The organism is Corallibacter vietnamensis (assembly GCF_039537875.1).
In the GTDB taxonomy this organism is placed as follows: Bacteria; Bacteroidota; Bacteroidia; order Flavobacteriales; family Flavobacteriaceae; genus Corallibacter; species Corallibacter vietnamensis.
This window is the reverse complement of the sequence record NZ_BAABBI010000005.1, coordinates 63,955-76,887: the sequence shown is the minus strand read 5'-3', so window position 1 is coordinate 76,887 and position 12,933 is coordinate 63,955. Positions and strand designations below refer to the sequence as shown.

At 31.8% G+C, this 12,933-nt stretch carries 17 protein-coding genes; 13 read left to right on the top strand and 4 right to left on the bottom strand.

Annotated features, from left to right (window positions below):
- The first annotated feature begins 44 nt into the window (after positions 1–44).
- The 7 genes from ABD690_RS12410 (at position 45) to ABD690_RS12380 (ending at position 4,836) form a co-directional block, all read left to right on the top strand.
- On the top strand, positions 45–527 hold the full coding sequence (locus ABD690_RS12410) for a hypothetical protein (RefSeq protein WP_343798331.1): 483 nt from the start codon (positions 45–47) through the stop codon (positions 525–527).
- A gap of 85 nt (positions 528–612) precedes the next feature.
- Entirely contained in the window at positions 613–1,584 is a 972-nt protein-coding gene (locus ABD690_RS12405; RefSeq protein WP_425554976.1) for an NAD(P)H-dependent flavin oxidoreductase, read from the top strand.
- 5 nt (positions 1,585–1,589) lie between these two features.
- Positions 1,590–2,219: a YiiX/YebB-like N1pC/P60 family cysteine hydrolase gene (locus ABD690_RS12400; protein WP_344730907.1), complete on the top strand. Its 630-nt coding sequence runs from the start codon at positions 1,590–1,592 to the stop codon at positions 2,217–2,219.
- Between the two features lie 26 nt (positions 2,220–2,245).
- Positions 2,246–2,701 carry a GNAT family N-acetyltransferase gene (locus ABD690_RS12395; protein WP_344730906.1) on the top strand — a complete coding sequence of 152 codons (456 nt, stop codon included), beginning with the start codon at positions 2,246–2,248 and terminating at the stop codon, positions 2,699–2,701.
- Positions 2,702–2,818: 117 nt separating this feature from the next.
- Positions 2,819–3,382 carry a TetR/AcrR family transcriptional regulator gene (locus ABD690_RS12390; RefSeq protein ID WP_344730905.1) on the top strand — a complete coding sequence of 188 codons (564 nt, stop codon included), beginning with the start codon at positions 2,819–2,821 and terminating at the stop codon, positions 3,380–3,382.
- A gap of 69 nt (positions 3,383–3,451) precedes the next feature.
- A complete protein-coding gene (locus tag ABD690_RS12385; RefSeq protein WP_131506952.1) occupies positions 3,452–4,015 on the top strand; it encodes a carboxymuconolactone decarboxylase family protein in 564 nt (187 codons plus the stop codon).
- A 23-nt stretch (positions 4,016–4,038) separates the two neighbouring features.
- Complete coding sequence (locus ABD690_RS12380) at positions 4,039–4,836, top strand: haloacid dehalogenase type II (RefSeq protein WP_344730903.1); 798 nt, start codon at positions 4,039–4,041, stop codon at positions 4,834–4,836.
- A 50-nt stretch (positions 4,837–4,886) separates the two neighbouring features.
- Here the strand turns inward: ABD690_RS12380 and ABD690_RS12375 are convergent, their stop codons facing one another.
- On the bottom strand, positions 4,887–5,522 hold the full coding sequence (locus tag ABD690_RS12375; RefSeq protein WP_344730902.1) for an alpha/beta hydrolase: 636 nt from the start codon (positions 5,520–5,522) through the stop codon (positions 4,887–4,889).
- Positions 5,523–5,611: 89 nt separating this feature from the next.
- Between ABD690_RS12375 and ABD690_RS12370 the strand changes: the two genes are divergently transcribed.
- The 6 genes from ABD690_RS12370 to ABD690_RS12345 all read left to right on the top strand — a co-directional run bounded on the left by ABD690_RS12370 (position 5,612) and on the right by ABD690_RS12345 (position 10,754).
- Positions 5,612–6,049: an SRPBCC family protein gene (locus tag ABD690_RS12370; RefSeq protein ID WP_344730901.1), complete on the top strand. Its 438-nt coding sequence runs from the start codon at positions 5,612–5,614 to the stop codon at positions 6,047–6,049.
- Between the two features lie 12 nt (positions 6,050–6,061).
- The gene (locus tag ABD690_RS12365) at positions 6,062–6,490 is read left to right on the top strand and encodes a PaaI family thioesterase (protein WP_344730899.1); all 429 of its coding nucleotides are present in this window, start codon (positions 6,062–6,064) and stop codon (positions 6,488–6,490) included.
- A complete protein-coding gene (locus ABD690_RS12360; RefSeq protein ID WP_344730897.1) occupies positions 6,487–7,602 on the top strand; it encodes a chorismate-binding protein in 1,116 nt (371 codons plus the stop codon). Before ABD690_RS12365 ends, ABD690_RS12360 begins: the two co-directional genes overlap by 4 nt.
- Before the next feature lie 51 nt (positions 7,603–7,653).
- Positions 7,654–9,411: a 2-succinyl-5-enolpyruvyl-6-hydroxy-3-cyclohexene-1-carboxylic-acid synthase gene (gene menD, locus ABD690_RS12355; protein ID WP_344730896.1), complete on the top strand. Its 1,758-nt coding sequence runs from the start codon at positions 7,654–7,656 to the stop codon at positions 9,409–9,411.
- 91 nt (positions 9,412–9,502) lie between these two features.
- Positions 9,503–9,841, top strand: a complete 339-nt coding sequence (locus ABD690_RS12350; protein WP_344730895.1) for a DUF2853 family protein — start codon at positions 9,503–9,505, stop codon at positions 9,839–9,841.
- Positions 9,842–9,923: 82 nt separating this feature from the next.
- A complete protein-coding gene (locus ABD690_RS12345; protein WP_344730894.1) occupies positions 9,924–10,754 on the top strand; it encodes a CvfB family protein in 831 nt (276 codons plus the stop codon).
- On the opposite strand, the gene ABD690_RS12340 is transcribed toward ABD690_RS12345, so the two are convergent.
- The 3 genes from ABD690_RS12340 to ABD690_RS12330 form a co-directional block, all read right to left on the bottom strand.
- Complete coding sequence (locus tag ABD690_RS12340; RefSeq protein WP_344730893.1) at positions 10,747–11,169, bottom strand: hypothetical protein; 423 nt, start codon at positions 11,167–11,169, stop codon at positions 10,747–10,749. The genes ABD690_RS12345 and ABD690_RS12340 overlap by 8 nt on opposite strands.
- A 222-nt stretch (positions 11,170–11,391) precedes the next feature.
- Positions 11,392–11,802 carry a hypothetical protein gene (locus ABD690_RS12335; RefSeq protein ID WP_344730892.1) on the bottom strand — a complete coding sequence of 137 codons (411 nt, stop codon included), beginning with the start codon at positions 11,800–11,802 and terminating at the stop codon, positions 11,392–11,394.
- 9 nt (positions 11,803–11,811) lie between these two features.
- Complete coding sequence (locus tag ABD690_RS12330) at positions 11,812–12,933, bottom strand: C1 family peptidase (protein WP_344730890.1); 1,122 nt, start codon at positions 12,931–12,933, stop codon at positions 11,812–11,814.

The window sequence follows — 12,933 nt, the reverse complement described above, 5'->3', positions numbered from 1 at the left end:
TTGAATTTAATACAGTTTTGTTTAACTTTTTAAGGCTTTTAGTTATGAAGAAGTATATGTTTTTACTCGTGTTATTTTCATGGTGTGTAAGTTGTAATGGACAAAATTCAGAAGAGAAAAAAGAGTTAAGCAACTTAAAAGAGCATGTTAATAATGATAAACCAAAAGGCAGCTGGAAGGTAGATAAAGAGTTTGATGAACACGGAAACTTAATTAAGTATGATAGCATTTATTCATGGTCTTCTAGTAGCCATTTAAATAATTTGTCTTCTTTAGACAGAGATAGTATAATAGAATCTTTTAAATCAAAATTTCATTCTAGCTTTTCAAAATTTAATGATGATAATTTTGGTGCTATTTTTTCTCAAGATTCACTTTTTAACCAACGTTTTTTCAACGATACTTTTTTTGATAGTAACTTTGGAAAGGATTTAATGGAGTTAGATAAGTTAAGGGAACAGATGATAGCTAGACAAAAAGAATTTCTTAAAAATTACTATCCACAGATTATCAGTCCAGAAAAATAAGAACTTAACCAATAGGGTGTTTTTTTTCTTTTGCTTGCTTTTAGATTTTACTTAAAATATTATGCATGCATAGTAAAAATATAGTATATTTGTTAGACAAAATATACAAATAATGAGCACAAAGCTAACAGAGTTATTAGATATAAAACACCCTATCATTATGGCGCCAATGTTTTTGGTGTCTAATGTAGCAATGGTTAAAGAAGCTATGAAATGTGGTATTGCAGGTTGCATTCCAGCATTAAACTACAGGACTTTAGAGGAGTTACGTGCTGCAATTAAAGAATTAAAAGCAGCAAAAGTAGAAGGCGGTTCGTTTGGGTTTAATTTGATAGTTAATAAATCTAATCCGAAAGCTAAAGACCAACTGCGTGTATTGTGCGAAGAAGGTTGCGATTTTATTTTAACCTCATTAGGAAGTCCTGAAGAAACCATCAATCAAGCACATGCTGTAGGAATTAAAGTTTTTTGTGATATAACCGATTTAAAATTCGGTCAAAAAGTGGAAAGTTTAGGTGCTGATGCTGTTGTGGCTGTAAATAATCAAGCAGGTGGACATCGCGGAAATATAGACCCACAAGTGCTTATAAAAACGCTAAACGATAATTTATCTATTCCTGTTATTTCAGCAGGTGGAGTAGGAACTAAAGCCGATGTTGATACTATGTTAGCTTATGGAGCTGCAGGTGTTTCAGTTGGTAGTCCGTTTATTGCTTCAGAAGAAGCAGGAGTTACTAATGAGTACAAACAAGCTTGTGTAGATTATGGTGCTGATGATATTGTTATGACCGAACGTATTTCAGGAACACCTTGTACAGTAATCAATACACCTTATGTAAAAAAGATAGGCACCAAATCACCTTGGTTAGAACGTATGCTTAACAAAAACCGAAAGCTTAAAAAATGGGTGAAAATGGTCCGTTTTTATATGGGTATGAAAGCCACAGAAAAAGCAGCACAACAAGCCACTTATAAAACGGTTTGGGTTGCAGGACCAAGTATAGAACATACCAACGCTATTTTACCTGTTAAAGACATTGTAAGTAAATTAATTTAGAAGTATTGAAACGGTTAAGCTTTCTAGTTCTCATTTTAAGTGTTGTTTATGCGTGTAGTGATTCAAACAAAATACAATCAGGAGATATTATTTTTAGAAGCGCAACAAGCAGTTCGCTCTCTGAAGCAATTAATAATGTAACACAAACTCAAAAAGCAACAAACTATAGCCACATTGGTGTTTGTGATGTGGTTGATGGTACAGTTTACATCTATCATTCCGATTTAGGTAAAGGTGTCGTTCACGAACCTCTTGAAGCCTTTATGAAAGCAACTGATACTGTAAAATATGTTGCTGATTTTTACAGAATTAAAAACATAACTTCAAATCAGGTTGAAAATGCGCTCAATCGTGCCAAAACATTTTTGGGTCAACCTTATAACACCACATATATTTTAGAAGACAACGGACTCTATTGTTCAGAATATATCTACGAAGTGTTTAAAGAAGATGCTATTTTTGAGCTAGAGCCTATGACTTTTAAAAACCCTGAAACCAAAGTATTTCACAAAGGTTGGATTAAGCATTATAAAGAACTAGGTATTGAAATCCCTGAAGGAAAACTAGGTTGTAATCCTAATGGAATGGCAAACAGCAAACATTTAGAGTTTGTAAAAAGTTTAACAACCAATTAATAACAAAAGTTTTGTAGCTTTAAAGTATGAAAATCACTCTAGAGCATACAGACGCTTCACATTCAGACTTTATAACATTAGTCAGTCATTTAGATGCTGATTTAAAAATTCGTGATGGCGACGACCACGAGTTTTACCATCAGTTTAATGGTATTGAAGCCTTAAAACATTGCATTGTAGCTTATCATGGTAATCATGCAGTAGGTTGTGGCGCCATAAAACCTTTAGACGATACCTCAATGGAAGTAAAACGAATGTTTGTATTTTCTGAACAACGTGGTAAAGGGATTGCTACTACAATTTTAAAAGCTCTAGAACAATGGACCAAAACATTGGGTTATACCTCTTGTAAGCTAGAAACAGGAATTAAACAACCAGAGGCCATTGCACTCTACAAACGCAACGGTTATAACATCATTTCTAATTACGGTCAATACGCAGGAGTAGAAAATAGCGTGTGTTTTGAGAAAACACTGTTATGATCAGAATAAGTTTATCCATAATAATAAAGCTTAAATACTAAATAAAAGTTAATGTGTTTTTTTAATTCTAACCGATTGTTTAGTTTTGTATGGTAATTTAGATGTTTATTTAGTTACATGGCAAGAAAAAAAGAATATAACGAAGATGTAGTCGTTGAAAAAGCTATGAATGTGTTTTGGCGCAATGGCTATGAAGCTACATCTATGCAAATGCTAGAAAAAGAAATGGGAATTAACAAATTTTCTATTTACTCTAGCTTTGGCAATAAACACGGTCTTTTCTTAAAAAGTTTACAATGCTATAAAAACAAGGTAAGTGTCATTTTTGAGAAGTTTAAAAACGCTACCAATGGTGTAGATGATATTAAACAGTTTTTTTATGATTCAGTTGATTTGGAGATTAAGGATACGACTCAAAAAGGCTGTTTAGTAACAAATACGTATAATGAGTTTTGTAATAGTGAAGATGCATTGATAAAATCACAAATGGATGATTTTATGTCTAACCTCAAAGCTATTATCATTGAAAAGTTAGAAACAGACACTAGCAAGTCTGAAGACACTATTTTAAAACAAGCTAATTACTTGTTATTAGCAAAACATGGACTTGCAGCAGCAACAAGAGTAAACACAAATCAAGAGATAAAAGATTATATAGAAATGACCTTTAGCAATCTATAATCCTTTTTTTTGGACTAAAACTAAACGAACGTTTAGAAATAATTAACATAAAAATTAAAATCTATTATTATGACAACATTAAAAATTCATAACATTGAAACTGCTCCAGAAGCGAGTAAAGCATTATTAGAAAATTCACAAAAAGCTTACGGAATGATTCCTGGTTTACATGGTGTATTGGCAGCAGCTCCTCAAGCTTTAGAGGCGTATCAAAAAATACACGAATTGTTTACACAAACGTCGTTTAATGAGGAAGAGTTAACTGTGGTATGGCAAACTATAAATGTAGAGCACGAATGTCATTACTGTGTGCCAGCACATACAGGAATTGCAAAAATGATGAAAGTAGACGATGCTATTACTGAAGCTTTACGTAACGAAACACCTTTGGCTGATTCAAAACTAGAAGCCTTACGTACTATGACACTAACCATTGTTAGAAATAGAGGTAATGTTACTCAAGCAGATTTAGATGCGTTTTATGCAGCAGGTTATGGTGAAACACAAGTACTAGAAATTATTTTAGGACTGTCGCAAAAAACCATAAGTAACTATGTAAACCATATTGCAAACACACCAGTTGATGCAGGTTTTAAAAAGTATGAATGGACTAAAGAAACTGTAAATTCATAATTAGCAAAACCAGTAACAACTGTATGAAAAAGAATAGGAGAGACTTTATTAAAAATATGGGTTTAATGGGAACAACAGGTCTTTTAATGCCCAATATAGTATTAGCAAACACAAAAGAGAACACACAAAGTATGATACAAAAAGAGCGACCAAAAGTTTTGTTTTTTGATGTAAATGAAACGCTTTTAGATTTAACCGATATGAAAATGCAAGTAGGAGACGCTTTAAACGGTCGCGAAGATTTATTATCGCTTTGGTTTACAACAATGCTTCAATATTCATTGGTGACAACAGCATCCAATCAATATGAGCATTTTGGATACATTGGAGCAGCAGCATTACAAATGGTTGCTGCAAATAATAATATTAGTATGTCGCAAGATGAAGCTAGAAACATTATTGTAAAGTCATTACGTGGTTTGCCAGCGCATCCTGAAGTAAAAGAGAGTTTAGCGCAACTAAAAGAAGCGGGTTATAAATTGGTGTCGTTTACAAATTCTTCAAACGAAGGTGTTAAAAAGCAATTTGAAAGTGCAGGATTAACTCATTTTTTTGATGAACGATTGAGTGTGGAAGACATCGGGAAGTTTAAACCGTTTGCTGACACCTATACTTGGGGAGCACGTAAAATGGGCATTAAACCAGAAGAATGTATGCTGGTAGCAGCTCATGGTTGGGATGTTGCTGGAGCACTTTGGGCAGGTTGGAGAGCAGCTTTTATTAGCAGACCAGGACAACAACTGTTTCCGTTGGCACCTAAAACAGAAATCTCTGAACCTGATTTAAAAAAGATTGCTGATATTTTAGTGACTTACAAGTAATTCTCTATTCTTTAATATAAAAAAAGACCACCATTACAGTTGGTCTTTTTTTATGCTAATTTATTTATCAGATCAACATTTACAACATGTTTGCCATCAAACGGAATAATGGTAACCTTATTGTTAAAAAGCTCATTAGCTCGTGTTGTTTCTATAGTTATACGTTCAGCATTTAGGTATTCGTCATCAGTGCCATAAATCATAGTTGTTTTACCTGTGTAGAAACTAAAATCACTTGAGGTCAGCTCTTTAGGGATTCCGCCAGAATGCAAAACAAGTTGTTGGCATTGTAGTTTGCGTTTTGCAACATAGCGCATCGCCACACTAACACCTTGCGAGTAACCTAAAACAACAAAATTGAGGTTGTTGGGTATATTTTCAGCTTCAAAAATAGCATCAAAATAGCGCATGACATTTTCGGTTTCTTTCACGGTATTTTCTTTTGTTAACCAACTAGCACCAACGTGTCTAAATTTTGGAGGGATATAGTATTTACTTTGTGCTTGTGGCGCAATAATATAGTTTTCTTCTTTGTTTAAGCCCTCAAAATATCTTAAAAAGTACCTGCTTAAATAACCCATGCCGTGACATACAAACCAAACATTTTTAGTAGTGCTACTCAAATGGTTTAATGTGGCATAAGAATTTGATGTTTTATAGGTGATTTCCTTTTCTGTTGAATTCATTTTTGTAAAGGGTTTTGTATTTTTACCTGAAAATCAAAATTAAGGTTTTTAAAGAACCTTCACGAGCAAAACCAATAAAAGATATTGTTGTGAAAACTACTGATGAAAATATTATTGTTTCTCAAATGTTTAGCGTTTCAAAAAGTGAACTTTGGAGCGTAATTACTTCACATGAGCATATGATACATTGGTTTTTTGAAGACATGCCAAGTTTTAAAGCAGAAATAGGTTTTAAAACAAAATTTAACGTAAAAGCACCAAGCCAAGATTTTATGCACTTATGGGAAATTACACAACTAATTCCTGAAAATGAAATTGTATACAATTGGCGCTATGAAGGTTTAAAAGGAAATGCATTTGTAACGTTTCAGTTAGAGTCAATAAAAAAAGAAACACAACTTATCGTTACCGTAAATACCGTTGAAGATTTTGATACATCAATACCTGAATTTAAAAGAGAAAGTTGCCAGCAAGGTTGGGAGTATTTTATACAACAACGCTTGGTAACGTACATTAACAATATTTAATAAAAAACACTTATGCCACTAACTAAAGAAGACGTTTTAGCACAAGCAAATGCTGCAAGTAAAAATACACTCATGGAGACATTACATATTGAAATGGTTGATTTTGGAAAAGACTTTTTAATAGCCAGAATGCCAGTAAATTCAAGAGTTTATCAACCAGATGGTGTTTTGCATGGTGGAGCCACAGCAGCTTTAGCAGAAAGTGTAGGTAGTTTTGCATCTCATATTTTTTCAAATTTAGATGATGTATTTATTCGTGGTATAGAGATTACAGCCAATCATTTAAAAAGTGTAACAGAAGGTTTTGTTTATGCTAAAGCAACTTTTTTACATAAAGGAAGAACAACACAGTTATTAGATATTCGTGTTACTGATGATCATGACAACTTAATATCAGTTTGTAGACTATCTACTATTTCGCTACCAAAAAAGAAATCATGATTATATCCGATTTTTTTGATCAGTTAGCAACACATTTTAATAGTGAATTACCTTTTGTAGGTTACCGAAAGCCTAACGAGAAAAAGCTTCAGGCATTCTTACAAACATCAGATGAACTTAATACTATTTCTGATTATACAGAAAAAGGTTTTGTTATGGCTCCTTTTAATGATGAAGAGCCAAGTGTTTTAATTCCGTTAGAACAATCTAAAAGTATTTCTACACTATACAGTTTTGATTCGTCAAATGAGTTACCAGAAAAAACGCATAATAGTGATTTATCTGCCAGTGAGCATATAGCACTTGTAGCGAAAGGTGTAAACATAATTAATAAAGGAAGTTTGGATAAAGTTGTAATATCTAGAAAGGAAGTTGTTTCAATAACAGAAACAAATCCTATTACAATTTTTAAGCGCTTGTTACAAAGCTATCCAACGGCATTTGTATATTGTTGGTACCACCCAAAAGTAGGATTATGGCTGGGAGCAACACCAGAAACATTACTGTCAGTAGCAAATAACAGACTTTCTACAATGTCACTTGCAGGAACTCAAGAATACAAAGATTCTCTAGATGTTGTTTGGGGAAATAAGGAACAAGTTGAGCAACAGTTTGTAACAGACTATATTGTTGAAAACCTTCAAGATTCGTTATCTAATATTTCAGTTTCAGAGCCAGAAACAATTAAGGCTGGTAATTTATTACATCTTAAATCTACAATTACCGGTAAAATTAATGAAACCGGATTAAAAGATATTATAAAAAAGTTACATCCAACTCCAGCTGTTTGCGGAGTTCCTAAACAAGAGGCAAAAGCTTTTCTTCTTCAAAACGAACCATATAACAGAGCGTTTTATACAGGCTTTTTAGGAGAATTAAACATGACACAAAAGTCTACGAGAAATACAAATAGGCGAAATGTAGAGAATAATGCTTATGCAACTGTAAAAACAACTACAAAGCTATTTGTAAACCTTCGTTGCATGCAATGGTTTAATAATGATACTGTGCACTTATATCTTGGAGGTGGTATCACCAAAGATTCTAACCCAGAAGCTGAATGGTTAGAAACAGTAGCAAAAGCAAGAGTTATGAAAAAGGTATTACAATAATTTTATATCGTAAGTCTATTTCATACTTTTACCTATTGATTTAACTATTTCATGAAGTACCCTAAAATACCTCTTGCACAAACTGTTGTTCAGTTATGTAAAGCAAAAAACATAAAACATATTGTGTTGTCACCAGGAAGTAGAAATGCACCGTTGACAATTGGTTTTACTCACGATGATTTTTTTACATGCTATAGCATTGTAGATGAACGATGTGCTGCTTTTTTTGCATTAGGAATCGCTCAAAATATACAGCATCCTGTAGCGTTGGTATGTAGTTCAGGAAGCGCGTTGTTAAATTATTATCCAGCAATAGCAGAAGCTTTTTACAGTGATATTCCGTTAGTTGTTTTATCTGCTGATAGACCAAAATATTTAATAGGAATAGGAGATGGGCAAACCATAAACCAAGAAGATGTTTATAAAAACCATATACTGTATTCTGCCAATTTAAAATTAGATATAAAAAATCTACTAAAAACAAATGAAGACGAACCTGCAATAATAAAAAGTATTGAAAATAAATTAGAGCGCTTTTTAGGTATAAAACAAGAAATTCAAGATGCTAACGAAACCGAAATTAATACCGCATTAAATAAAGCAATAATTAAAAAAGGACCAGTACATATTAATGTACCTTTTGAAGAACCTTTATACGAAACCGTTGATAATTTATCAGTAGATGTCACGATAGATGATATTGAAAAAAAGATAAAAAAAGTTGATGAGTTTATTATTCAAGAGTGTTTTGAAGACTGGAATAATGCACCAAAAAAAATGGTGCTTGTAGGTGTAAATCAACCTAATGCTATAGAGCAACAATGGCTTGATGAGTTAGCAAAAGATGATAGCGTTGTTGTTTTTACCGAAACAACATCAAACTTACACCATGAAGCCTTTTTTCCAAGTATAGACAAGATTATAGCACCTTTAAGCGATGATGAATTTAAAGCATTACAACCTGATATTCTAATAACTTTTGGAGGTTTAATTGTTTCAAAAAAAATAAAAGCTTTTTTAAGAACATATAAACCAAAACATCATTGGCATATAGATGAGAAAAAAGCTAACGATACCTTCTTCTGTTTAGAAAAACATATAAAGCAAGAACCAAACCAGTTTTTTGAGACATTTTTATCTCGAATAACACATTTTGTAAAAAGTGATTATAAACCTTTATGGAGAAGTGTTAAGCAGCATAGACAAGAAGCCCATGAAGCCTATATAAAGAATATGCCATTTTCAGACTTTAAAGTTTTCAATACTGTATTTAAAAGTTTGCCTAATGATTCTGTTTTACAATTAGGAAATAGCTCAACCATAAGATATGCACAACTATTTGATTTAAATAAAACGCTACAGGTATTTTGTAACCGTGGTACAAGTGGGATAGATGGTAGCACAAGTACAGCCATAGGTTATGCCGTAGGAAGTAAGAAGCAAACCACCTTTATAACAGGAGATTTAAGCTTCTTTTATGATAGTAACGCTTTATGGAATAATTACATTCCTAAAAACTTTAGAATAATTGTAATTAATAATCAAGGAGGTGGTATTTTTAGAATTCTTCCAGGTCATAAAAACACAGACAATTTTGATAATTTCTTTGAGACAAAACACGATTTAACGGCCAAGCAATTATGTGCTATGTATCATTTTGATTACCATACAGCAACAAATGAGCTACAAGTAAAAAACAAGCTTAAAACATTTTTTGATACATCAGATAAACCAAAACTATTAGAAGTTTTTACACCTAGAACAATAAATGATGAGGTGCTAATTAACTATTTTAAATACATTAAGTAATTGTTAAAGTGACTTTTATTTTTTTTGAGTGTCTTAAATATTAGCTATATTTATGTGAAAACAATACGAATAACTTAAAATAAATATCAAAATGAGTAAAAGAGACGAATTAATCGCAAAATACGCAGCAGACTTAAAAGACAAAATAGGAGTAACACCAGATATGGACTTATTAACAAAAGTAACTATAGGTTGCGGACCTGCTATTTATAATGCTGATGCTGCAACGGTTTCAGGGTCTGATGAATCAGAGTTAGCAACAGTAAAAAATAATTTTTTAATTAAAAAACTAGGGTTAGCCGATAGTCCAGAGCTTGATAAAGGTATTGCAAAAGTTATGGAGCAATACGGACAATCTAACAGAAACAAATATAGAGCAGTTGTATACTACTTATTGACTAAACATTTCAAAAAAGAATCTGTTTATTAAAAACACATTCATAATCATAAAAGCACTACAAACTTGTGGTGCTTTTTTTATTTCCATAATGTAATATGATTACCTTTGCGGTATGATAAAAATAGGAGAATATAATACGTTAGAAATACTTCGAGAAACAGATCCAGGATTGTTTTTGGCTGATGATGAAGGCAATGAGGTTTTACTACCAAATAGATATGTGCCAGAAACATTTAAAATTTGGGATAAAATTGAAGTTTTTGTTTATCTAGATAATGAAGAGCGTTTAGTAGCTGTTACAGACAGACCTTACATAAAAAAAGGCGATTTTGCTTTATTACGATGTAATCAAGTAAATAAACATGGTGCTTTTTTAGATTGGGGAATGGTTAAAGAATTATTTTGTCCGTTTAAAGAGCAAGCTTTCAAAATGAAACCTGGCGGTTGGTATTTGGTATATTGCTATATTGATGAAAAAACAGATAGATTAGTAGCTTCAAGTAAAACCAATCAGTTTTTAGACAATAGCGTACTAACAGTTGAAAAATTTGATGAAGTAGATATTATTGTATCTCACCCTTCAGAAATAGGAATGAATGTTATTGTAAACAAAAAGCATTTAGGGCTTATTTTTAAAGACGAAATTTTTAAAGATATCAGTATAGGTGATAGGTTAAAAGGGTATGTGAAAAAAATTCGTCACGATAATAAAATTGATATTGTTTTAGGACAAATAGGTTATCGTAATATAGAGCCTAATGCAGAGCTTATTATGAGAGAACTTGAAGATAATTCAGGCTACTTAAACCTTACAGATAAATCTGACCCAGATGCGATTAAAGAACAGTTACAAATGAGTAAAAAAAGCTTTAAAAAAGCAATAGGCTCACTGTATAAGCAAAAGTTGATAGAATTAAAGGAAGACGGTATTTATCTTAAATAACTTCTTCTAGAATATTTAACTCATTTGTTATCCACTTTTCACTTTCTAATAAGCATTTAAACTCTTTTCTTTTTACATCACAAAAGTGACTTTCTAATTGAAATAACTTTGTTGTTTGTTCAGAATAAGAAACCACAGCTTTTGCTATGGCATTGGGATATCTTTCTCTAAATTTTTCTGAATCTAAAAGGTTTATAGAAAAAGAGTTTATTCTGTTTGATATAATACCAAAAGGTTTATCGGTTCCAAAATGAAGATCTACGAGCGGAATTAAATCTTTAGTGTTTTCAAAGTCTTGAACAACACCTTCGTTAATTTCGGTAACAAAGAAATTTTCAAAAAAATAAACAACGCCATTTTTTATCGTATAACTGTTTTTAATTTTTGAAAATAAATCAGAGTTAATTAACTGCATAAATGTCCTTTTGTTTAAAACGGCCGGCAAATATACATCCTTATTAGGTTTGTAGATACATATTTAAAACAGTTTAACAATTTTATTGTAAATTGACTAATCTTTATATGCTGTTGGTTATCAATAATTAAGATTATTATAGGTAATAGTGATAAATATAAAATACTTTGATTATTAGGTTTTTAATAGGAAAACGTTTTCGTAAATTAAAAATGGTAAATTTTACTCTAAAAGCATGCTTAATACCCATTTTTCAGCTTCTTCAAGAGAGGGAAACAACTTTCGGTTTATAGCTTTAAAAAAATGATTCTCTAAATCAAAATTCACAACCGATGATAAATTGTAGTTTACCACAGCTGTGCATACCAAATTTTTAAGCTCGCTTTCTAGTTTCATAGCATCGCTAGGAATGGTTGAGTAGTTATTTACCTTATTTACTATTAACCCAAATTGTTTTTCTGTGCCATAAAATACTTTACTTTTAGAAATCATATTACTTATGACATCCATAGATACAACAACATTTTCAGCATATTCAACTACAGCAAATTTTTCAAAAAAGTAGAAGTCGCCAATTTTTGTATGGAAATGTTGTTGTACGTCATTTAGTAATTTGGAGCTGCTTATTTTCATTAAAAAAGTTTATTTAATATTTAAGTTCTTTTTTAAAACTTTAGAAAGTGCATCTTTATGAACCATAACAGAGATGGTTTTTAATCTTAAATAAGCTTCACTCATATACACATATCCTCCATTCGCAACACGAGACTCATCAGTTCCCCAAGAGTTTTTTACCTTATAATACGTTGTACCATTTTGATCTTTTAGCATTCCAGTAATATGCATTAAGTGATCATCTGTAGTTTGGTAATTTTCAAATTCTTGTTGTCTGTATTGTGGCGTTATTGTTTTTTCAGGTCTTACACTTATAATAGCTTCTGCAGCAGTCTCATCATTTTCAGGAATTACAGCAATACCATGTTTTGCAGAAAATGTGTTTTCACTTACATCACAATCTAGCTCTACAGTAAATCCGTTTTCTAAAGCTGTATTTACAGTAGTTACCATTTCGTCTAGAGAGACATTATAAAAACTCCCATTAGAAAAATTATCAGGAATATTTAGAATAAATTTAGAGTATAGCGGCTGGTGTGTAAATGAGGTAATACTTATATAATCATCTGGATTTATTTTGGTCATTTTCAAGAATGATTCTGGAGTATATTGCACACCATCATAATTAAAAGTTGATGTTTTCTTTCCTAAATAGGTATCTAAAACACTCTCTGTTACAGTTTTCCATTTAGGAGATAACTTTCTTGCAGGATTATCAATATAAACATCTAAAACACCTTTTAATACTGCAACCATTTCAGCATGATTATGAGTGTCATCACCTTCATAAAGTCCAGAAAAAGCAGATTGAGGCACTAAACCATGATCAGCAATACTATTCATAACATCATGAGCAAGACCACCTTCGCTAAATTGTGCTTTTCCTTGACGCATAATGTAATTCCAAGCTTTTTTAGGATACGTTTGCCTTACGGTATACATTTCAGAAATATCTATTTGTTTACCTGTTAAGCGAATAATCTCACTTTCAATAAACGATGAGGTTGAAAAACTCCAACACGTTCCTGTGCGTCCTTGACTAATAACATCTGTCGTTTCTAAATCTACCACTGTTTTAAAATGATAAGTTTGAGAAAATAGAGAAGTAGAAATTAAAAACAGGCTATAAAAGATGATATTATTTTTCAT